24 protein-coding genes and 1 tRNA gene are annotated in these 21,707 nt (G+C 51.2%); 16 read left to right on the plus strand and 9 right to left on the minus strand.

All coding sequences use genetic code 11. The annotated features are described in order from the left end of the window. Nucleotides 1–53: 53 nt before the first annotated feature. From frdA to frdD, 4 genes are read left to right on the plus strand one after another with little or no spacing between them, the layout of a single operon-like run. Nucleotides 54–1,844 carry a fumarate reductase (quinol) flavoprotein subunit gene (gene frdA, locus GUC46_RS21605; RefSeq protein ID WP_003025543.1) on the plus strand — a complete coding sequence of 597 codons (1,791 nt, stop codon included), beginning with the start codon at nt 54–56 and terminating at the stop codon, nt 1,842–1,844. Continuing rightward, complete coding sequence (gene frdB / locus GUC46_RS21610; RefSeq protein ID WP_003025540.1) at nt 1,837–2,571, plus strand: fumarate reductase iron-sulfur protein; 735 nt, start codon at nt 1,837–1,839, stop codon at nt 2,569–2,571. Before frdA ends, frdB begins: the two co-directional genes overlap by 8 nt. A 10-nt stretch (nt 2,572–2,581) precedes the next feature. Further along, entirely contained in the window at nt 2,582–2,977 is a 396-nt protein-coding gene (gene frdC / locus GUC46_RS21615; RefSeq protein WP_003025537.1) for a fumarate reductase subunit FrdC, read from the plus strand. 10 nt (nt 2,978–2,987) lie between these two features. Then, the gene (gene frdD, locus GUC46_RS21620) at nt 2,988–3,344 is read left to right on the plus strand and encodes a fumarate reductase subunit FrdD (protein ID WP_003025535.1); all 357 of its coding nucleotides are present in this window, start codon (nt 2,988–2,990) and stop codon (nt 3,342–3,344) included. A gap of 42 nt (nt 3,345–3,386) precedes the next feature. Here the strand turns inward: frdD and ampR are convergent, their stop codons facing one another. Next, entirely contained in the window at nt 3,387–4,262 is an 876-nt protein-coding gene (gene ampR, locus GUC46_RS21625; RefSeq protein ID WP_003025533.1) for a LysR family transcriptional regulator AmpR, read from the minus strand. Nucleotides 4,263–4,393: 131 nt separating this feature from the next. Between ampR and GUC46_RS21630 the strand changes: the two genes are divergently transcribed. Next, complete coding sequence (locus tag GUC46_RS21630; protein ID WP_046670810.1) at nt 4,394–5,539, plus strand: class C beta-lactamase CMY-189; 1,146 nt, start codon at nt 4,394–4,396, stop codon at nt 5,537–5,539. 92 nt (nt 5,540–5,631) lie between these two features. Then, a complete protein-coding gene (locus GUC46_RS21635) occupies nt 5,632–6,165 on the plus strand; it encodes a lipocalin family protein (RefSeq protein ID WP_003025522.1) in 534 nt (177 codons plus the stop codon). Here the strand turns inward: GUC46_RS21635 and sugE are convergent. Further along, nucleotides 6,162–6,479, minus strand: a complete 318-nt coding sequence (gene sugE / locus GUC46_RS21640) for a quaternary ammonium compound efflux SMR transporter SugE (RefSeq protein ID WP_130715225.1) — start codon at nt 6,477–6,479, stop codon at nt 6,162–6,164. The genes GUC46_RS21635 and sugE overlap by 4 nt on opposite strands. A 256-nt stretch (nt 6,480–6,735) precedes the next feature. On the opposite strand from sugE, the gene GUC46_RS21645 reads away from it, so the two are divergent. After that, nucleotides 6,736–7,335 (plus strand): helix-turn-helix transcriptional regulator, encoded by a 600-nt coding sequence (locus GUC46_RS21645; protein ID WP_003025485.1) that lies wholly within the window; start codon nt 6,736–6,738, stop codon nt 7,333–7,335. A 30-nt stretch (nt 7,336–7,365) separates the two neighbouring features. On the opposite strand, the gene ecnB is transcribed toward GUC46_RS21645, so the two are convergent. The 3 genes from ecnB to efp form a co-directional block, all read right to left on the minus strand. Beyond that, nucleotides 7,366–7,512 carry a lipoprotein toxin entericidin B gene (gene ecnB / locus GUC46_RS21650; protein WP_003025482.1) on the minus strand — a complete coding sequence of 49 codons (147 nt, stop codon included), beginning with the start codon at nt 7,510–7,512 and terminating at the stop codon, nt 7,366–7,368. 107 nt (nt 7,513–7,619) lie between these two features. Beyond that, the gene (gene ecnA, locus GUC46_RS21655) at nt 7,620–7,754 is read right to left on the minus strand and encodes a lipoprotein antitoxin entericidin A (protein WP_003830568.1); all 135 of its coding nucleotides are present in this window, start codon (nt 7,752–7,754) and stop codon (nt 7,620–7,622) included. Nucleotides 7,755–7,811: 57 nt separating this feature from the next. Further along, complete coding sequence (gene efp, locus GUC46_RS21660; RefSeq protein ID WP_003025478.1) at nt 7,812–8,378, minus strand: elongation factor P; 567 nt, start codon at nt 8,376–8,378, stop codon at nt 7,812–7,814. A 41-nt stretch (nt 8,379–8,419) separates the two neighbouring features. Between efp and epmB the strand changes: the two genes are divergently transcribed. Then, a complete protein-coding gene (gene epmB / locus GUC46_RS21665; protein ID WP_003839459.1) occupies nt 8,420–9,448 on the plus strand; it encodes an EF-P beta-lysylation protein EpmB in 1,029 nt (342 codons plus the stop codon). A gap of 184 nt (nt 9,449–9,632) precedes the next feature. Further along, entirely contained in the window at nt 9,633–10,496 is an 864-nt protein-coding gene (gene yjeJ, locus GUC46_RS21670; RefSeq protein ID WP_048234120.1) for a YjeJ family protein, read from the plus strand. Between the two features lie 179 nt (nt 10,497–10,675). On the opposite strand, the gene GUC46_RS21675 is transcribed toward yjeJ, so the two are convergent. The 3 genes from GUC46_RS21675 to GUC46_RS21685 all read right to left on the minus strand — a co-directional run bounded on the left by GUC46_RS21675 (nt 10,676) and on the right by GUC46_RS21685 (nt 13,147). After that, nucleotides 10,676–11,029 (minus strand): DUF4156 domain-containing protein, encoded by a 354-nt coding sequence (locus tag GUC46_RS21675; protein ID WP_003025468.1) that lies wholly within the window; start codon nt 11,027–11,029, stop codon nt 10,676–10,678. Between the two features lie 134 nt (nt 11,030–11,163). Beyond that, nucleotides 11,164–12,810: a chaperonin GroEL gene (gene groL / locus GUC46_RS21680; RefSeq protein WP_003025464.1), complete on the minus strand. Its 1,647-nt coding sequence runs from the start codon at nt 12,808–12,810 to the stop codon at nt 11,164–11,166. Nucleotides 12,811–12,853: 43 nt separating this feature from the next. After that, the gene (locus GUC46_RS21685; protein WP_000027827.1) at nt 12,854–13,147 is read right to left on the minus strand and encodes a co-chaperone GroES; all 294 of its coding nucleotides are present in this window, start codon (nt 13,145–13,147) and stop codon (nt 12,854–12,856) included. 275 nt (nt 13,148–13,422) lie between these two features. On the opposite strand from GUC46_RS21685, the gene yjeH reads away from it, so the two are divergent. Next, complete coding sequence (gene yjeH / locus GUC46_RS21690) at nt 13,423–14,688, plus strand: L-methionine/branched-chain amino acid transporter (RefSeq protein WP_044699201.1); 1,266 nt, start codon at nt 13,423–13,425, stop codon at nt 14,686–14,688. Nucleotides 14,689–14,737: 49 nt separating this feature from the next. Here yjeH and GUC46_RS21695 read toward each other — a convergent pair whose 3' ends face one another. Continuing rightward, a complete protein-coding gene (locus GUC46_RS21695) occupies nt 14,738–15,214 on the minus strand; it encodes an FxsA family protein (RefSeq protein ID WP_003025457.1) in 477 nt (158 codons plus the stop codon). A gap of 338 nt (nt 15,215–15,552) precedes the next feature. Here GUC46_RS21695 and aspA point away from each other — a divergent pair, with 338 nt between their 5' ends. The 6 genes from aspA to GUC46_RS21725 all read left to right on the plus strand — a co-directional run bounded on the left by aspA (nt 15,553) and on the right by GUC46_RS21725 (nt 21,407). After that, the gene (gene aspA / locus GUC46_RS21700) at nt 15,553–16,989 is read left to right on the plus strand and encodes an aspartate ammonia-lyase (protein WP_003025452.1); all 1,437 of its coding nucleotides are present in this window, start codon (nt 15,553–15,555) and stop codon (nt 16,987–16,989) included. Between the two features lie 115 nt (nt 16,990–17,104). Further along, complete coding sequence (gene dcuA / locus GUC46_RS21705; RefSeq protein ID WP_003025449.1) at nt 17,105–18,406, plus strand: anaerobic C4-dicarboxylate transporter DcuA; 1,302 nt, start codon at nt 17,105–17,107, stop codon at nt 18,404–18,406. Nucleotides 18,407–18,534: 128 nt separating this feature from the next. Beyond that, nucleotides 18,535–18,882 (plus strand): divalent cation tolerance protein CutA, encoded by a 348-nt coding sequence (gene cutA, locus GUC46_RS21710; RefSeq protein ID WP_003025447.1) that lies wholly within the window; start codon nt 18,535–18,537, stop codon nt 18,880–18,882. Continuing rightward, nucleotides 18,858–20,567, plus strand: a complete 1,710-nt coding sequence (locus GUC46_RS21715) for a protein-disulfide reductase DsbD (protein WP_160180718.1) — start codon at nt 18,858–18,860, stop codon at nt 20,565–20,567. Before cutA ends, GUC46_RS21715 begins: the two co-directional genes overlap by 25 nt. 36 nt (nt 20,568–20,603) lie before the next feature. After that, nucleotides 20,604–21,179: a transcriptional regulator gene (locus GUC46_RS21720; RefSeq protein WP_003844992.1), complete on the plus strand. Its 576-nt coding sequence runs from the start codon at nt 20,604–20,606 to the stop codon at nt 21,177–21,179. Between the two features lie 152 nt (nt 21,180–21,331). Continuing rightward, nucleotides 21,332–21,407, plus strand: a tRNA-Phe gene (locus tag GUC46_RS21725). Nucleotides 21,408–21,707 lie beyond the last annotated feature (300 nt).

Consider the following 21,707-nt stretch of genomic DNA (forward strand, 5'->3'; position numbering starts at 1 on the left):
TGAAGCATCTGATTTCAGGCGGGGATGAAATAACAACAATCTGGAGGAATGTCGTGCAAACCTTTCAAGCCGATCTTGCCATTATAGGCGCCGGTGGCGCGGGATTACGTGCTGCAATTGCTGCCGCACAAGCAAATCCCAACGCTAAAATCGCACTGATCTCAAAAGTGTACCCAATGCGCAGCCATACCGTTGCTGCCGAAGGCGGCTCTGCTGCTGTCGCGCAGGATCATGACAGCTTTGACTACCATTTTCACGATACGGTAGCAGGCGGAGACTGGCTATGTGAGCAGGATGTCGTGGATTACTTTGTCCACCACTGCCCAACTGAAATGACGCAACTGGAACAATGGGGCTGCCCATGGAGCCGTCGTGAAGACGGTAGCGTCAACGTACGTCGCTTCGGCGGCATGAAAATCGAGCGTACCTGGTTTGCCGCAGATAAAACCGGCTTCCACATGTTGCATACGCTGTTCCAAACATCTTTGCAGTTCCCGCAGATTCAGCGCTTTGACGAACACTTCGTTCTGGATATCCTGGTGGACGAGGGTCATGCCCGCGGCCTGGTTGCCATGAACATGATGGAAGGCACGCTGGTGCAGATCCGTGCTAACGCAGTCGTAATGGCAACGGGCGGCGCTGGTCGTGTTTACCGTTACAATACCAACGGCGGCATCGTAACTGGCGACGGTATGGGCATGGCGCTGAGCCACGGCGTTCCGCTGCGTGATATGGAATTCGTTCAATATCACCCGACGGGTCTGCCAGGCTCCGGTATCCTGATGACAGAAGGTTGCCGTGGTGAAGGCGGTATCCTGGTCAACAAAAACGGCTACCGTTATCTGCAAGACTACGGCATGGGTCCGGAAACCCCGCTGGGCGAGCCGAAAAACAAATACATGGAACTCGGTCCGCGCGACAAAGTTTCTCAGGCTTTCTGGCACGAATGGCGCAAAGGCAACACCATTTCCACTCCGCGTGGCGATGTGGTTCACCTCGACCTGCGTCACCTCGGTGAGAAAAAACTGCTCGAACGTTTACCGTTCATCTGCGAACTGGCGAAAGCTTACGTGGGTGTCGATCCGGTTAAAGAACCGATCCCGGTACGTCCGACCGCGCACTACACCATGGGCGGTATCGAAACTGATCAGCACTGTGAAACCCGCATTAAAGGTCTGTTCGCTGTCGGCGAATGTTCCTCTGTTGGTCTGCATGGCGCTAACCGTCTGGGCTCTAACTCCCTGGCGGAACTGGTGGTCTTCGGTCGTATGGCCGGTGAACAAGCTGCGGAACGCGCTGCAACGGCTGGCGCTGCAAACAGTGCCGCTCTGGATGCACAGGTTGCTGGCGTTGAAAAACGTCTGAAAGATCTGGTTAACCAGGAAGGTAACGAAAACTGGTCTAAGATCCGTGATGAAATGGGTATCTCCATGGAAGAAGGTTGCGGTATCTACCGTACGCCGGAACTGATGCAGAAAACCGTTGATAAGCTGGCTGAACTGCAGGAACGCTTCAAGCGCGTACGTATCACTGATACCTCCAGCGTCTTCAACACCGACCTGCTGTATACCATCGAACTGGGTCACGGTCTGAACGTTGCTGAATGTATGGCGCACTCCGCGCTGGCGCGTAAAGAATCCCGCGGCGCGCATCAGCGTCTGGATGAAGGCTGTACCGAGCGTGACGACGTGAACTTCCTCAAACACACCCTCGCCTTCCGCGATGCTGACGGCACGACTCGCCTGGAATACAGCGACGTGAAAATCACCACTCTGCCACCGGCTAAACGTGTTTACGGTGGCGAAGCGGAAGCAGCCGATAAGAAGGAGAAGGCGAATGGCTGAGATGAAAAACCTGAAAGTTGAGGTGGTGCGCTATAACCCGGAAACCGATACCGCGCCGCACAGTGCTTTCTACGAAGTTCCTTATGATGAAACCACGTCACTGCTGGATGCGCTGGGCTACATCAAGGATAACCTGGCACCGGACCTGAGCTACCGCTGGTCCTGCCGTATGGCAATCTGCGGCTCCTGCGGCATGATGGTCAATAATGTACCGAAACTGGCGTGCAAAACCTTCCTGCGTGATTACACAAACGGCATGAAGGTTGAAGCGCTGGGTAACTTCCCGATTGAGCGCGATCTGGTCGTCGACATGACGCACTTTATCGAAAGCCTGGAAGCGATCAAACCGTACATCATCGGTAACCCGCGTACACCGGATCAGGGGCCAAACACCCAGACTCCGGCGCAGATGGCGAAGTATCATCAGTTCTCTGGTTGCATCAACTGTGGTCTGTGCTACGCCGCGTGCCCGCAGTTCGGCCTGAACCCTGAGTTCATTGGACCGGCTGCGATTACGCTGGCGCATCGTTACAACGAAGATAGCCGCGACCACGGTAAGAAGGAGCGTATGGCTCAATTGAACAGCCCGAACGGCGTCTGGACCTGTACTTTCGTGGGCTACTGCTCCGAAGTCTGCCCGAAACACGTCGATCCGGCTGCGGCCATTCAGCAGGGTAAAGTTGAAAGTTCAAAAGACTTTCTTATCGCTACCCTGAAACCACGCTAAGGAGTGCACGATGACGACTAAACGTAAAGCCTATGTGCGGCCAATGACGTCCACCTGGTGGAAAAAGCTGCCATTTTATCGTTTTTACATGCTGCGTGAAGGCACGGCAGTCCCGGCAGTCTGGTTCAGCATTGAACTGATTATCGGCCTGTTTGCACTCAAGCATGGTGCAGAGTCCTGGATGGGCTTTGTCGCCTTTTTACAAAACCCGGTGGTGGTAATCCTTAACATTATCGCCCTGGCAGCAGCGCTGCTGCATACCAAAACCTGGTTTGAGCTGGCACCAAAAGCAGCCAACATCATCGTAAAAGACGAAAAAATGGGGCCAGAGCCGATCATCAAAGGTCTCTGGGCAGTCACTGTGGTTGCTACAGTAGTCATACTGTTTGTTGCCCTGTTCTGGTAAGGAGTCCGGAATGATTAATCCAAATCCAAAACGCTCTGACGAACCCGTATTCTGGGGCCTGTTTGGTGCAGGCGGTATGTGGAGCGCAATCATTGCGCCGGTAATGATCCTGCTGGTAGGCATTATGCTGCCGCTGGGCTTTGTTCCTGATGCTTTCAGCTATGAACGCGTACTGGCATTCGCTCAGAGCTTCATCGGACGTGCGTTTCTGTTCCTGATGATCGTTCTGCCGCTGTGGTGCGGTTTACACCGTATGCACCACGCAATGCATGACCTGAAAATCCACGTGCCTGCTGGCAAATGGGTATTCTACGGACTGGCAGCTATCCTGACCGTTGTAACGGCGATTGGTATTCTGACCATCTAAGTACATGCGTTAATTATCAGGCCCGCCATTGGCGGGCCTTTTTTATTTGTGCAGCACCCCGGTCAACCAACGGGAAAATTCACGCATCGCGGGCGTCTCCGGGCGAGATTGCAAACGCGTTATCCAGTAGCTTCCCAAATCAATCTGCGTTAAAAACGGCTGAACGATACGTTCACTGCTGAGTAAATGCGTGAACATTCTGACTGGCGCAATTGCCACACCGATCCCCGCCTGAGCGGCTTCCAGCATGGTGACGGACGAATCAAACACCATCACATTGTGCGTCGGTGACGGAGGCGCCTCTCCGGCCGCCTGCATCCAAAGCGCCCATTCATCCCGCCGATACGATCGTAATAACGGAAATTTCAGGATATCCGCAGGCGTTTGAATCTGCGAAGCCAATGTTGGCGAACACAGTGGAGACATCAGCGCGCTACATAAATATTGCGCATCGGTATCGTGCCAGGCTCCCCCACCGTAGCGAATGGTATAATCCAGCCCTTCGGCGGCGGGATCCACGCGATTGTTATGGGTAGAAATATGCAAATCAATATGTGGGTAACTGCGCTTAAAATCGCTCAACAGCGGGAAAAGACAGCCGATAGCAAAGGTTCCCACTACGCCAATTTTAAGTTTTTCCTGGGTCTGTTTAGTGGCAAAACGATCCAACATCCCCGCCATACGATCGAAGGAGTCATTAAGTACAGGTAACAGACTTTCCCCTTCAGTCGTCAACATTAATCCACGAGAACCGCGCACAAAAAGCTGACAATTCAGCTGCTGCTCCAGCGATTTGACATGCTGGCTGATGGCAGAATGCGTCACGTTGAGCTCAATCGCAGCGCGGGTAAAGCTGAGATGTCTGGCCGCGGCTTCAAAAGCCCGCAGCGAGTTAAGAGGGATATAGCTACGCGTCATCATCCGGCCTGTTAGAAAAACTTATATCTGCTGCTAAATTTAACCGTTTGTCAACACGGTGCAAATCAAACACACTGATTGCGTCTGACGGGCCCGGACACCCTTTTGCTTTTAATTACGGAACTGATTTCATGATGAAAAAATCGATATGCTGCGCACTGCTGCTGACAGCCTCTTTCTCCACGTTTGCTGCCGCAAAAACAGAACAACAAATTGCCGATATCGTTAACCGCACCATCACACCACTGATGCAGGAGCAGGCTATTCCGGGTATGGCCGTGGCGATTATCTACGAGGGGAAACCTTATTACTTTACCTGGGGTAAAGCCGATATCGCCAATAACCACCCAGTCACGCAGCAAACGCTGTTTGAGCTAGGGTCGGTCAGTAAGACGTTTAACGGCGTGTTGGGCGGCGACGCTATCGCCCGCGGCGAAATTAAGCTCAGCGATCCGGTCACGAAATACTGGCCAGAACTGACAGGCAAACAGTGGCGGGGTATCAGCCTGCTGCACTTAGCCACCTATACAGCGGGTGGCCTGCCGCTGCAGATCCCCGATGACATTACGGATAAAGCCGCATTACTGCGCTTTTATCAAAACTGGCAACCACAATGGACTCCGGGCGCTAAGCGTCTTTACGCTAACTCCAGCATTGGTCTGTTTGGTGCGCTGGCGGTGAAACCTTCAGGTATGAGCTACGAAGAGGCAATGACCAGACGCGTCCTGCAACCATTAAAACTGGCGCATACCTGGATTACGGTTCCGCAAAGCGAACAAAAAAACTATGCCTGGGGCTATCGCGAAGGGAAGCCTGTGCACGTTTCTCCGGGACAACTTGACGCCGAAGCCTATGGCGTGAAATCCAGCGTTATCGATATGGCCCGCTGGGTTCAGGCCAACATGGACGCCAGCCACGTTCAGGAGAAAACGCTCCAGCAGGGCATTGAGCTTGCGCAGTCTCGCTACTGGCGTATTGGTGATATGTACCAGGGATTAGGCTGGGAGATGCTGAACTGGCCGCTGAAAGCTGATTCGATCATCAACGGCAGCGACAGCAAAGTGGCATTGGCAGCGCTTCCCGCCGTTGAGGTAAACCCGCCAGTACCTGCCGTGAAAGCCTCATGGGTGCATAAAACGGGATCCACAGGTGGATTTGGCAGCTACGTTGCCTTCGTTCCAGAAAAAAACCTTGGCATAGTGATGCTGGCAAACAAAAGCTATCCTAACCCTGTCCGCGTCGAGGCGGCCTGGCGCATTCTTGAAAAACTGCAATAACTGACAGAGGGGTCCGGTAAATCGGACCTCCTTTCTTGCTCTTTTTTTCCTGCTGTCATCTACACTTAACAAAAAACAGTAAGGAAAACACTATGCGCATTCTGCCCGTCGTTGCTGCAGTTACGGCTGCATTCCTGGTTGTCGCTTGCAGCTCCCCAACACCGCCGAAAGGCGTTACCGTGGTGAATAACTTTGATGCCAAACGCTATCTGGGAACATGGTATGAAATTGCGCGCTTCGACCATCGTTTCGAGCGCGGGTTGGATAAAGTGACCGCAACGTACAGCTTGCGCGACGACGGCGGCATCAACGTTATTAACAAGGGCTATAACCCTGACAGGGAGATGTGGCAGAAAACGGAAGGGAAAGCCTATTTCACCGGCGACCCAAGCACGGCCGCGCTTAAAGTATCATTCTTCGGCCCCTTCTATGGTGGGTATAACGTAATTGCACTCGACCGGGAATATCGTCACGCGCTGGTTTGCGGTCCGGATCGCGACTACCTGTGGATCCTTTCACGGACCCCAACTATTTCAGATGAAATGAAACAGCAAATGTTAGCCATCGCGACCCGGGAGGGGTTTGAGGTGAATAAGCTGATTTGGGTGAAACAACCTGGCGCTTAGTGAGTGCTCAGCTTCAGACCAATAATGCCAGCAACGATCAGCCCAAGGCTCAGCAAACGTGCCGGGCTGGCAGATTCACCCAGCAGCAAAATCCCTGTAATGGCCGCCCCGACGGCGCCAATGCCGGTCCAGACCGCATAAGCGGTTCCTACAGGTAATGTGCGCATTGCCCAGGAGAGCATGGCAACACTGACGATCATCGCCGCAATAGTGATAATGCTTGGCGTAAGACGCGTAAAACCGTGGGTATATTTCAGGCCAATCGCCCAAACGACTTCGAGCAAACCTGCAATTAATAAAACGATCCAGGACATATCAGGCTCCAGAACAATGGGGCCGTCCCCGGTGAAAGAAGCGTTTGCAGGTCGTCCTACAAAGCTGATGTGTGAAATGGCATTTTTGCCCGGAAGAAAATGAATTTCAACCTTTTTATTCACTGCCAGCTAAAAGCAAGAATTAAGCATAATTAGCGGCGTAGTTCCCGCATTTGGCACTCATCGGAGTTCTCTATGATGAAGGGCTTTCTGAAACCGGAAAGTCGATTGCCCCTCTTCTGAATGCGAAACGTTTATGCTTAAAATTTTAGTGATTGACCGGTGCCACTTTACCCGCACAGGGATAGAGGCCTTGCTTAATCATTCTGGCAGGTTCAGCTCTTCATTTCTGGTATCAGGAATCAATAATCTCCTGTTAGCAAAAGAGCATATTTTGCAATGGAAACCGCATCTGGTGATCGCGGATTTATACAGTTTTATTAGCGAGACGCACTCCAGTCCGCCAATTAACCCTTTTTTTATGAGTTGTGGCGTCATCCCATTGATTTTACTGCAATCAGCAGATAGACAGCATGCCCCCATCGCACCCTCTCAATCCGTCGCCCATTCGGTCTTGACCAAGCACACCACGCTGAACACACTCTCCCACACAATTCAGGAAGCACTTCAGGTTCGCCCCGCATTAGAAATACCCAAAAACGCCACGCCTTTGCTTACGCCGCAGGAGGAGAAAGTATTATCAATGTGGATGGATGGTGTGAGTAACAATGCCATTGCCGCCGCACTCAGCATACATGGCAAAACGGTCTACACCTATAAGAGGAATATCCGTATGAAACTGCACCTGGGGAACCGCTTCTCGCCGTTTCTGTCACTCCCAGGGAAGGGAGATTAACGGTACGACACGACGTCGTACCGTTCTTCATTATTGCTGAGCTTTTGTCGCTGCACCAGAAATGGCGCTACCGCCTTCAGAAATATCCTGTCCTACGCCTCGTGTGGTATTACACGCGGTTAAAACGGAAGAAAGTACCAACACAGAAAAGATCGCAGCAATTGTCTTCTTAACCATAACGTCTTCCTTTTCTAGCCAATATTGTTTGTGTATAGCTACTTAATAATAGACAAGATCTGGGAGTGTGATGGATAAACAACCGTTTTTAAGACTATATGAAATGATTAGCTGGCAGCGTGAGAGATTGAATTGCCAAGATGTTTGATGTCTTCACCGAAGCCGCGCGCGGTATTGCATCCCGTCAGGAGGGTGCTGGTGAAAAGGAGTAGCATTACAAGACCGAGAAGACGTTTCATCATTCCTGCCCTGGAAAAAGTATGGCGCAGCAACCTGCGCCATAAGATCAAATGGAAGACTTATTTTACGCGAGAAACGTATTCGCCGGAGCGGGTATCCACTTTGATCACTTCGCCGATCTGTACGAACAGCGGAACTTTAACGACTGCGCCGGTAGACAGGGTAGCCGGTTTGCCGCCAGTACCAGCGGTATCGCCTTTCAGACCTGGGTCGGTTTCAACAACTTCCAGCTCAACGAAGTTCGGCGGAGTTACAGAGATCGGCTGACCGTTCCACAGGGTCACGATGCATTCAGCCTGGTCCAGCAGCCATTTAGCGTTATCGCCTACCGCTTTCTCGTCAGCAGCCAGCTGTTCGAAAGTGGTGTTATTCATAAAGTGCCAGAACTCACCGTCGCTATACAGGAAAGTCAGGTTCATGTCGGCTACGTCTGCGCCTTCAGCGGAGTCAGTAGACTTGAAGGTTTTCTCTACGCGAGTACCGGTCAGCAGGCGACGCAGCTTAACGCGCGCAAACGCCTGGCCTTTACCTGGTTTAACGAATTCGCTGGCTTCAACCGCATAAGGTTCGCCGTCCAACATGATTTTAAGACCAGCACGAAAATCGTTGCTATAGTACGTTGCCATAAGGCCCTCTGAAAATTGTTAACTGGTAGCTAAGCCACAAAATGGCGCATATTGTAACCCTAAATACCCCATCCAGAGAAGATTGGTTATCGCAACTTGCCGATGTTGTGACCGATCCCGATGAACTTCTGCATCTTTTGAATATAGACGCAGATGAAAAACTATTGGCCGGACGCGATGCGAGACGGCTTTTCGCCCTGCGCGTGCCGCGCGCGTTTATTGCCCGCATGGAGAAAGGTAACCCGGACGATCCGCTTTTGCGTCAGGTACTTACCTCCCAGGAAGAGTTTGTTGCCGCGCCAGGCTACTCAACCGATCCGCTGGAAGAACAGCACAGTGTGGTTCCCGGTCTGCTGCATAAATATCGCAATCGGGCACTGTTGCTGGTCAAAGGCGGTTGTGCGGTGAATTGTCGCTATTGCTTCCGTCGACACTTCCCATATGCCGAAAACCAAGGCAATAAACGCAACTGGCAGGTCGCTCTCGACTACATTACCGCGCATCCTGAGCTGGATGAAATCATCTTCTCTGGTGGCGATCCGTTAATGGCCAAAGACCACGAACTGGACTGGTTGCTCACGCAACTGGAAGCCATTCCGCACATTAAACGCCTGCGTATTCACAGCCGTTTGCCGATAGTGATCCCTGCGCGCATTACCGAAGGACTGGTCGAACGTTTTGCGCGCTCCTCTCTGCAGATTCTGCTGGTCAATCACATTAACCATGCCAATGAAGTTGATGAGACGTTTCGCCAGGCGATGAGTAGTCTGCGCGCCGCGGGCGTTACGCTACTCAACCAAAGCGTATTGCTGCGTGGCGTGAACGATAACGCACAAACCCTGGCTAACCTTAGCAACGCACTATTTGATGCCGGTGTGATGCCCTATTACCTGCACGTGCTGGATAAAGTACAGGGTGCCGCCCACTTTATGGTCAGCGATGATAAAGCGCGTCACATTATGCGTGAACTGCTGACACTGGTTTCCGGTTACATGGTCCCCAAACTGGCGCGTGAAATTGGTGGAGAGCCAAGTAAAACGCCGTTGGACCTGCAGTTACGCCAACAATAACCATTATTGAGTGTCCGATTTCGGACACTCGCTATCGATCACGATTATTTAATATCCCTGCAGGTGGAGCCGCACTTTTAATATGTGCTATTTTAATTAGCGCTGTAAAATCATTCATTCGTAAATTTTATCAATAGTTTCAAATGCAGAGCATTTATAAATATATGGTTAGGGAGAACCTTTTATGGCTATAAGTATTAAGGGCGTTAATACCGGCGTTATTCGTCAAAAGAATGAATTTGTTGCTTTGGCATTAAAGATAAAAGAGCCAAGAAATAAGGAGTCGTTGTTTTTTCTTTCTCCGCTTGGGCTAAGAGACTTGCTTATTGCTCTGGAAAGCAGGCTATCCACCAAACATCAACTAAGCGAAGACAAGCGTGTGCAGTATGAGAAAGAATGCGAGAAAGCCAGCAAAAAGATGCACGAAAACATTCCGTTAATTCAGGAAGATGAGCTAAAAAATGCGGATATTAACCGTCGCATAGATTCACTGACGTTAGTGGATGATAAAGGGGAAAACTTAGCATTTTCTCTGACGCTGCATGACGGGAAAACAGATGAATTACTGGTTAATGAATTACAGATTCAGGTGTTGGCGCATGCAATTATTCATGCAATAAATAATGCTGGCATGCGGGATTTAGCGCTACGAATTACATCGCTGCTGGATTTCCTGCCGCTGTACGATGTGGATTGCCAGCAAAACGACAATCTGGAATACGACTCTTATACACAACCCGAATGGAAACATAACCTGTTTAATCATTATCTGGCGATTATTTACCGCTATACGGATGATAAAGGAAAAGCCCATTTCTGTGGTTCGGTAGTAAAAACTCGCGCCGCTTCCGGCAGCAAAGAGGCCGAAGCCATTACTCGCCGCCTGCTCGATTTCAGCCCACGGCTGAAAAAACTTGCCGGTGTACCGTGCCAGGTATTTATCAGAACGTTGACGGGTGATAAGACGCAAAAGCTCAATCAGGATCAGTGCCTGCGCGCGCTGCATCATTTACGCGTTCAGTCTGCACATAAGACTCAGAATGCCTGATGGCGCTGCGCTTATCAGGCCTACGATTGCATGAGTCTGTCCAGGCCACTTTATTACACAAAATCATTCAATCTGCATCGCGGCGGCAAACGAAGAAAATCCCCAGGAGCATAGATAACTATGTGACTGGGGTTTCACAGCGCAGCCAACAAAGAGGCTGGTTGAAGGATGAAGTGTAATCAGTTAGGGCACTTATAAACCTGTCCAATCATCTCACTGGCGGTAGGAACAAAGCTGGACAGCATTCCCTGCGATGGGCTGCTGACACCATAAATCACGTTACCGCCCATTGCCGCAGCCTGGTTACGCAGATCGTTTGCTGCGCCACGCATTGAGCCGCCCTCTTCGCCGTGCTGGCCAGAAAGCCAGTTGCTTTGCTTACCGGTTGCCGTGCCTATCAGTTGGCACTCTGCGCCAGGCTTGTCTTCGACAAAGCGTACGCTTTGCCCGGCTGAACTCAGTTCGTTGCTGGAGCTACAACCCGCCATCAGTAGCGCGGCACCAACGATCCCTGCTAAATATTTCACGTGCATGTCATTCCCCATGATCAATTAGTTGGACGTTATGTCCGTAGCTGAATCATATACTAAAAAGATGACCAAAAGAAAAACCCCCGGACATTTCTGCCCAGGGGTTTCTCAATTCTGAGAGGTTCAGAACAACATGATTACATCATGCCGCCCATTCCACCCATGCCGCCCATACCACCAGCAGCACCTAAGTCAGGTGCATCGCCTTTCGGCAGGTCGGTAACCATGCACTCGGTGGTGATCATCAGACCCGCAACAGAAGCCGCGTACTGCAGAGCAGAACGAGTTACTTTGGTTGGATCCAGGATACCCATGTCGATCATGTTGCCGTATTCTTCAGTTGCAGCGTTGTAACCGTAGTTACCGTCACCGGCTTTCACGGTGTTAGCCACTACAGACGGCTCTTCGCCGCAGTTCAGTACGATTTGACGCAGTGGGGATTCCATTGCGCGCAGCGCAACTTTAATACCTACGTTCTGGTCTTCGTTCTGACCTTTCAGGCCGGCAATTTTAGATGCTACGCGAATCAGCGCAACGCCACCACCAGCAACCACGCCTTCTTCTACCGCAGCACGGGTAGCGTGCAGGGCATCTTCAACGCGGGCTTTCTTCTCTTTCATTTCAACTTCAGTCGCAGCACCAACTTTGATAACCGCAACGCCGCCTGCCAGTTTCGCTACGCGCTCCTGCAGTTTTTCACGGTCATAGTCGGAAGTTGCTTCTTCGATCTGCTGACGAATCTGAGTCACGCGACCCTGGATTGCAGCTTCGTCGCCCACGCCATCGATGATGGTGGTGGTATCTTTGTTGATAACAACGCGTTTCGCCTGGCCCAGATCTTCCAGAGTTGCTTTTTCCAGCTCCATACCGATCTCTTCAGAGATAACGGTACCACCGGTCAGGGTAGCGATATCCTGCAGCATTGCTTTACGACGATCGCCGAAGCCAGGTGCTTTAACCGCAGCGACTTTCACGATACCGCGCATGGTGTTAACAACCAGAGTTGCCAGCGCTTCACCTTCAACATCTTCAGCGATGATCAGCAGCGGTTTGCCTGCTTTCGCTACAGCTTCCAGAACCGGCAGCATTTCGCGGATGTTGGAGATTTTCTTGTCAGCCAGCAGGATGAACGGGCTTTCCAGTTCTACTGCGCCAGTTTCCGGCTTGTTGATGAAGTAAGGAGACAGATAGCCACGGTCGAACTGCATACCTTCAACCACGTCCAGTTCGTCCTGCAGACCGGTACCGTCTTCAACGGTGATCACGCCTTCTTTACCGACTTTGTCCATCGCTTCAGCGATCAGTTTACCTACGGTTTCGTCGGAGTTAGCGGAGATGGTACCAACCTGAGCAATAGCTTTAGAGTCGGAGCACGGTACGGACAGTGCTTTCAGTTCTTCAACAGCAGCAGCGACAGCTTTGTCGATACCACGTTTCAGATCCATCGGGTTCATGCCCGCAGCAACGGCTTTCAGACCTTCAGTGATGATGGACTGAGCCAGTACGGTTGCGGTGGTGGTACCGTCACCTGCAGCGTCGTTCGCTTTAGAGGCAACTTCTTTCACCATCTGCGCACCCATGTTTTCGAACTTGTCTTCCAGTTCGATTTCACGTGCTACGGAAACACCATCTTTAGTGATGGTCGGTGCACCGAAAGATTTATCCAGAACTACGTTACGGCCTTTTGGGCCGAGGGTAACTTTCACTGCATCTGCCAGTACGTTTACGCCGCGCAGCATTTTCACACGAGCGTCGTTACCGAATTTTACGTCTTTAGCTGCCATTTTCTCTTTCCCTTAAATTCGTATGTTCAGTGTCGTTCGCGGATTAGGCTTCAACAATTGCCAGGATGTCGCTTTCAGACATGATCAACACTTCTTCATTGTCGATCTTCTCAGATTTAACACCGTAGCCATCGTTGAAAATAACGATATCGCCGACTTTCACGTCCAGCGGCTGTACGGTACCGTTGTCCAGGATGCGACCCTTACCGACAGCGATGATTTCGCCACGAGTTGATTTACCTGCTGCAGAACCAGTCAGTACGATGCCGCCAGCAGATTTGGATTCAACTTCTTTACGTTTGACGATCACACGATCATGTAACGGACGAATACTCATTGATAGCTCTCCTTTGAGAAAGTCTTTATCAGTTATGGGTGACGCCGGCCCGTAAACGGTTTCCCGGCTAGTGACCAGAGAGATGGGGATGGGGTTTTGTGCCTTCAAGGGGGCAAGCGAAAAAAATTTTTTATCAGCAGAAAATCCCGTCAAAACGCCGACACACCTCACATTTCATAACGATTTCAGTCACGTCGTCATAAGCAAATCTGATTGTGATACCATCAAAAATCTGCGCTATAGCCCGGTCAACGGGCATAAACGGATAACAACTTATGAGTGGACTGAAACAAGAGCTGGGACTGGCTCAGGGCGTTGGCCTGTTGTCGACATCATTGTTAGGTACAGGCGTTTTTGCCGTCCCCGCGCTGGCTGCGCTGGTGGCTGGCAATAACAGTCTGTGGGCCTGGCCGGTGCTGATTGTTTTAGTCTTTCCCGTGGCGATTGTCTTCGCCGTTCTGGGACGTCATTTTCCCAGTGCGGGCGGCGTGGCGCATTTTGTCGGCATGGCCTTTGGCTCACGCCTGGAGCGCGTCACCGGGTGGCTGTTTTTGTCGGTGATTCCCGTCGGTTTGCCTGCTGCGTTGCACATCGCCGCCGGATTTGGTCAGGCGATGTTTGGCTGGCATGACGAGCAGCTTCTGCTGGCTGAGCTGGGTACGCTGGCATTGGTTTGGTACATCGGCTCCCGCGGCGCAAGCTCAAGCGCTAATCTGCAAACGGTCATTGCCGGACTGATTGTTGCCCTCATTGTTGCTATCTGGTGGGCGGGCGATCTGAAACCAGTCGAAATCCCCTTCCCTGCAATTAGCGATATTGAACTCCCCGGTCTGTTCGCCGCGCTGTCGGTGATGTTCTGGTGTTTTGTTGGCCTCGAAGCGTTTGCTCACCTGGCATCTGAATTCAAAAATCCGGAACGAGACTTCCCACGCGCGCTGATGATCGGCCTGCTGCTGGCTGGGTCTGTTTATTGGGCATGCACCGTCGTCGTTCTCCATTTTGGTGCCTACGGCGAGCAAATGGCCGCCGCAGCATCGCTGCCAGAAATCGTCGTGCAACTGTTTGGTGTACAGGCACTGTGGGTCGCCTGCATCATTGGTTATTTGGCCTGTTTTGCCAGCCTCAACATTTATATTCAAAGTTTCGCTCGACTGGTCTGGTCGCAAGCGCAGTATAAGCCTGAGAGTTATCTGGCTCGTCTGTCCCCCCGCCACCTTCCGCGCAATGCGCTAAACGCCGTATTGGGCTGCTGCGTAGTCAGTACTCTGTGCATCTATATGCTGCAAATCAATCTCGATGCGTTAATCGTCTACGCCAACGGCATCTTTATTATGATTTATTTGCTGTGCATGTTGGCGGGTTGTCGATTACTGAAAGGGCATTACCGCGCACTGGCGGTCATTGGTGGTCTGCTGTGCCTACTACTACTGGCAATGGTCGGCTGGAAGAGTTTGTACGCGTTGATTATGCTGGCAGGGCTGTGGCTGTTTTTACCCCGCAGGCCGGATAAGGCAACGTTGACGCCATCATCCGGCCTATAAACACTTTTGCCGGATGGCGCTAACGCTTATCCGGCCTACATACTGAGCCTTAATCCCGACGATCGTCTTTATGTTCGATGCTGTCGCGCTTGTCATCCTTGCGCTGAAATTCACCATCAAAAGTCTCACCGCCACCGGTTCCGGCGCTAAAACCACCGCCAGGCATACGCGAAAAACGTAAATGTGGCAGCAGTTTCATCGTCAGATGTTTTTGCACCGGGGGTAATAAAAGAAGAAGACCGAGGAAATCGGTGAAAAAACCAGGCAGTACCAACAGCAGACCGGCGATAATCAGCGATACACTTTTGATCATTTCTGCAGCCGGACTTTCACCAGCCGCCATTTTTTGTTGCATCAGTAAAAAGTTCTTAAATCCCTGATTACGAACCAGAGACATACCGATAACCGACGTAAAAATAACCAAAATCAGCGTCATCAGGACGCCCATCACATGGGCAACCTGAATAAAAATAGATATCTCTATGTAAACATAGAGAAAAATGGCAAGTAATGGTATCCAGCGCAAAGGGATCTCCTGTTAATAACAGCCGTTTTGTTCAACTTCTGTTCGAAAAATTATGTTAATCGCATCGATTTGATATTGTGGTGGTTAGCAAAATTTCAAGTGGCTTGTACACTAATATTTAGGGTTAATCACAAAGGGGTGATCCATTTCACAGAATAATAAATAAGGGGTAAATTCCACGCTTTAAGTGATCCAGATTACGGTAGAAATCCTTAACCAGCATATGATCTCGGGTATCAGACCGATGCAGGGGATAATCGTCGGTCGAGAAACAATCGAAATCACATATATCCTGTGTGTTTAGTCAAATCATTGGCAGCTTGAAAAAGAAGGTTCACATGTTAAACAACATTCGTATCGAAGAAGACTTGTTGGGTACCAGGGAAGTTCCAGCGGACGCCTACTACGGTGTCCACACTCTGAGAGCGATTGAAAACTTCTACATTAGCAACAGCAAAATCAGCGATATTCCTGAATTTGTTCGCGGTATGGTAATGGTTAAAAAGGCAGCGGCAATGGCCAACAAAGAGCTGCAAACCATTCCTAAGAGTGTGGCAAATGCCATCATCGCGGCGTGTGATGAAGTCCTGAATAACGGAAAATGCATGGATCAGTTCCCGGTAGACGTTTACCAGGGTGGTGCGGGTACCTCCGTCAACATGAACACCAACGAAGTTCTGGCCAATATCGGTCTGGAACTGATGGGTCACCAGAAAGGTGAATATCAGTACCTGAACCCGAACGACCACGTTAACAAATGTCAGTCTACCAACGATGCATACCCAACTGGCTTCCGTATCGCTGTATACGCATCCATCATCAAACTGATTGATGCACTGAACCAGCTGCGTGAAGGCTTTGAGAAAAAAGCCGATGAATTCCAGGACATCCTGAAAATGGGTCGTACCCAGCTGCAGGATGCTGTACCGATGACTCTCGGTCAGGAATTCCGTGCTTTCAGCGTACTGCTGAAAGAAGAAGTGAAAAACATTGGGCGTACCGCTGAGCTGCTGCTGGAAGTTAACCTCGGCGCGACAGCAATCGGTACTGGTCTGAACACGCCGAAAGAGTACTCTCCGCTGGCAGTACAGAAACTGGCTGAAGTCACTGGCTTCGCCTGTGTTCCGGCAGAAGACCTGATTGAAGCAACTTCTGACTGTGGCGCATACGTTATGGTGCACGGCGCACTGAAACGTCTGGCTGTGAAGATGTCCAAAATCTGTAACGACCTGCGTTTGCTCTCCTCTGGTCCGCGTGCGGGTCTGAACGAGATCAACCTGCCGGAACTGCAGGCTGGGTCTTCTATCATGCCAGCTAAAGTGAACCCGGTTGTTCCGGAAGTCGTAAACCAGGTGTGCTTCAAAGTCATCGGTAACGATATCACTGTCACCATGGCATCTGAAGCTGGTCAGCTGCAGCTGAACGTAATGGAGCCGGTCATTGGTCAGGCAATGTTTGAATCCATTCACATTCTGAGCAACGCTTGCTACAACCTGCTGGAAAAATGCGTTAGTGGTATCACTGCTAACAAAGAAGTCTGTGAAGCGTTTGTATTCAACTCCATCGGCATCGTTACTTACCTCAACCCGTTCATCGGTCACCACAACGGCGACATCGTCGGTAAAATTTGTGCCGAAACTGGTAAGAGCGTACGTGAAGTTGTCCTGGAACGCGGTCTGTTGACCGAGTCTGAACTGGACGATATCTTCTCTGCACAGAACCTGATGCACCCTGCTTATAAAGCAAAACGTTATACTGATGAAAGCGAACAGTAATCGTGTAGGGTAGTACCGGAGAAGGCACGTCATGATGACGTGCCTTTTTTCTTACTCGAAGTTACTTAAAAACAACAATTTAATATCAACTTGTTAAACAACAAGGAAGGCTAATATGATAGTTTTAGAACTTATCATCGTTTTGCTGGCAATCTTTTTAGGTGCCAGACTTGGGGGTATCGGTATTGGATTTGCAGGTGGGCTGGGTGTTCTGGTTCTTGCCGCTATCGGCGTAAAACCCGGTAATATCCCGTTCGATGTTATTTCCATCATCATGGCGGTTATCGCTGCCATTTCAGCTATGCAGATTGCAGGTGGTCTGGACTATCTGGTTCATCAAACTGAAAAACTGCTGCGTAAGAACCCGAAATACATCACGATCCTTGCACCTATCGTGACCTATTTCCTGACTATCTTTGCCGGTACTGGCAACATCTCTCTGGCAACGCTGCCGGTTATCGCTGAAGTTGCGAAGGAACAAGGTATCAAGCCTTGCCGTCCGCTCTCTACCGCAGTGGTTTCTGCACAGATTGCGATTACGGCTTCTCCAATCTCCGCAGCCGTGGTTTACATGTCTTCCGTCATGGAAGGTCATGGCATCAGCTACATTCACCTGCTGTCCGTGGTCATTCCGTCCACCCTGCTGGCCGTTCTGGTGATGTCCTTCCTGATCACCGCACTGTTCAACTCCAAACTGTCTGACGACCCGATTTATCGTAAGCGTCTGGAAGAAGGCCTGGTTGAACTGCGCGGTGAAAGACAAGTTGAAATCAAAGCTGGCGCGAAAACCTCCGTTTGGCTGTTCCTGCTGGGCGTGGTTTGCGTAGTTGTATACGCCATCATCAACAGCCCAAGCCTTGGCCTGGTCGCTAAACCGCTGATGAACACCACCAACGCAATCCTGATCATCATGCTGAGCGTCGCGACGCTGACCACGATCGTCTGCCGCGTTGAAACTGACTCCATCCTGAACTCCAGCACCTTCAAAGCCGGTATGAGCGCCTGTATTTGTATCCTTGGTGTTGCATGGCTGGGTGATACCTTCGTATCTCACAACATTGACTGGATCAAAGATACTGCAGGTAGCGTAATTCAGGGTCATCCGTGGCTGCTGGCGGTCATCTTCTTCTTTGCTTCCGCGCTGCTGTACTCTCAGGCTGCAACCGCTAAAGCACTGATGCCGATGGCTCTGGCTCTGAACGTTTCCCCACTGACGGCTGTTGCATCTTTCGCCGCTGTTTCTGGTCTGTTCATTCTGCCAACCTACCCAACTCTGGTTGCGGCGGTTCAGATGGATGACACCGGTACAACTCGCATCGGTAAATTCGTCTTTAACCATCCGTTCTTCATCCCAGGTACTCTGGGTGTGGTTCTGGCTGTCTGCTTCGGCTTCTTGCTGGGCAGCTTCATGCTGTAAGACTTTACTGCAGGGTGCCTTCGCGCCCTGCAGTTCCTCCTCCCCACCCCGCTTTAGCTAACATCCTTCCCTCGTCCGTTGTATAGTGACCATTCTTTTGCTGGTTACTCTGTTCTTTCGAGGTGTTTATGCTTGATGTAAAGAGTCAGGATATTTCCATCCCCGATACCGTTGTGGTGCTCTGTACCGCCCCGGATGAAGCAACCGCCCAGGATCTCGCCGCCAAAGTGCTGGCGGAAAAGCTGGCTGCCTGCGTGACCCTGCTACCCGGTGCGACCTCCCTCTACTATTGGGAAGGCAAACTGGAACAGGAATATGAAGTGCAGATGATTTTAAAAACCACCGTCACACACCAGCAAGCCCTTCTCGATTGCCTGAAGTCACATCATCCGTATCAAACGCCTGAACTTCTGGTTTTACCCGTCACTCACGGAGACTTTGATTACCGCTCATGGCTCAACGCATCCTTACGCTGATCCTGCTGCTGTGCAGCACATCTACCTTTGCTGGATTATTTGACGCGCCTGGCCGCTCGCAGTTTGTACCTGCCGATCGGGCGTTTGTTTTTGATTTTCAGCAAAACCAACACGATCTGAACCTCACATGGCAGGTTAAAGATGGCTATTATCTGTATCGCAAACAGATAAGCATTACGCCATCTCAGGCCGATATTGCCGAGATAAAACTGCCGCCAGGCGTCTGGCATGAAGATGAGTTTTACGGCAAAAGTGAGATTTACCGTAAACAGCTGACTATCCCGATCACGGTCAATCAGGCTAAGTCTGGCGCAACATTAACGATCACATACCAGGGCTGCGCCGACGCCGGATTTTGCTATCCACCAGAAACAAAAACGGTGCCATTAAGTGAAGTGTCTGCCGGTGCCGCGGCCTCCCCTGCGCCAGCCCCAGCCACTACAGATCCGCAAGAGAAACCGCAGCCCACGGCCCAACTTCCCTTTTCCGCACTGTGGGCATTGCTGATTGGAATTGGTATCGCGTTTACGCCTTGCGTACTGCCGATGTATCCGCTGATTTCCGGAATCGTACTGGGTGGCAAGCAACGCTTATCAACCGGACGGGCACTGCTGCTGACGTTTATCTATGTCCAGGGGATGGCGCTCACCTATACCGCCCTGGGTCTGGTTGTTGCTGCCGCCGGTTTACAGTTCCAAGCTGCGCTTCAGCATCCCTACGTCCTGATTGGCCTTGCCGTCATCTTTACGCTGCTGGCTCTGTCGATGTTTGGCCTGTTCACACTGCAACTGCCTTCATCGCTGCAAACGCGCCTCACGCTAATGAGTAACCGCCAGCAAGGCGGAGCTCCCGGCAGCGTCTTTGCGATGGGGGCGATTGCTGGCCTCATCTGTTCTCCTTGCACAACGGCCCCGCTAAGCGCGATTTTGCTGTATATCGCTCAGAGCGGGAACATGTGGCTGGGAGGCGGCACGCTGTATCTGTATGCGTTGGGGATGGGATTACCTCTGATGCTGATTACCGTATTTGGCAACCGCCTGCTGCCTAAAAGTGGCCCATGGATGGAACATGTCAAAACCGCTTTTGGCTTTGTCATTCTGGCGCTTCCCGTCTTCTTACTCGAACGTATCGTTGGCGACGAGTGGGGCGTTCGCTTATGGTCACTGTTAGGCGTCGCGTTCTTTGGCTGGGCGTTCATTACCAGCCTGCAGGCAAAGCACACCTGGATGCGTATCTTGCAGATTGTCCTGTTAGCCGCAGCACTGGTATGCGTGCGTCCACTGCAAGACTGGGCGTTCGGCGCGCCGCATACTCAAACCCAGGCACACCTTAACTTCACGCCGGTGGCATCGGTAGATGCGTTAAATCAAGCGCTGGAGCAAGCTAAAGGCAGGCCAGTCATGCTGGATCTGTATGCCGACTGGTGTGTAGCCTGTAAGGAATTTGAAAAGTACACGTTCAGTAATCCGCAGGTTCAGCAAGCGCTAGGCAACACGGTGCTGTTGCAAGCGGATGTGACAGCAAACAATGCCCAGGATGTCGCTCTGCTGAAACATCTACAGGTTTTAGGTTTGCCGACTATCTTGTTCTTTGATGCCGAGGGAAAAGAGCATCCGGAGGCCCGGGTAACGGGTTTTATGGATGCCGCTACCTTCAGCGCACATTTGCGCGATCGCCAACCGTGAGCGACACTTGCAACAGGAAATACGGAGGAGAATACCGTGCAACGTGAAGATGTCCTGGGAGAAGCCCTGAAATTACTTGAGGTGCAAGGGATAGCCAATACCACGCTGGAAATGGTGGCCGAACGTATCGATTATCCTCTGGATGAACTGCAGCGCTTTTGGCCCGATAAAGAGGCCATTCTGTACGATGCGCTACGTTACCTCAGCCAGCGGGTGGATGTCTGGCGGCGTCAGCTTTTGCTGGATGACACCCTGAGCGCTGAGCAGAAATTGCTGGCGCGCTACACCGCACTGTCCGAATGCGTGAGCAATAATCGCTATCCCGGCTGTCTGTTCATCGCCGCCTGTACGTTTTACCCTGATCCCGGGCATCCGATCCATCAGTTAGCCGATCAGCAAAAAAAGGCAGCACATGACTTCACCCATGAACTGCTCACGACGCTGGAAGTTGACGACCCGGCAATGGTCGCCAAACAGATGGAACTGGTGCTGGAAGGCTGCCTGAGCCGCATGCTGGTTAATCGTAGTCATGCTGATGTCGAAACGGCACACCACCTGGCTGAAGATATCTTACGCTTTGCCCAGTGCCGAATGGGCGGTGCGCTGACCTAAGCGAGCATTATCTGTTTTAGCCGCATCTGTCGGGAAGATTTGTGCAAACTTCAGGCATAACCATGCAGATTGCCGCAATATTAAGCGGTTGAACAATGTTTCCAGAAATTTGATTGACTGACAGACGTGAATACGGTTTAATGCGCCCCGTTGCCCGGATAGCTCAGTCGGTAGAGCAGGGGATTGAAAATCCCCGTGTCCTTGGTTCGATTCCGAGTCCGGGCACCACTATTCAGAAGAACCCGCCTATGGCGGGTTTTTTGCTTTCAGGGTTCTGCTAGATTTCTGATCGTTCTGTCCACTGCGACTCCTACCCTACCTCATCACGCCAGTTAAACCTTCCAGTGAGACCACGATGGTACTGCAAAAAATATAGCGGTATCAGGCACACCTCTTTTTCTGGCGTGCTTAACCGTAGGCCAGATTTGAGTGATTTATCTGAACAGCCTTGGGCACTAAACCAGTGGGTGAAGGAACTGGGCATAGAGTAGCCAGGATTCTGCAGGTAGCGAATAACCCGATCGCGTT

The sequence above is a fragment of the Citrobacter sp. LUTT5 genome (assembly GCF_009905315.1).
Classification (GTDB): domain Bacteria; phylum Pseudomonadota; class Gammaproteobacteria; order Enterobacterales; family Enterobacteriaceae; genus Citrobacter; species Citrobacter freundii.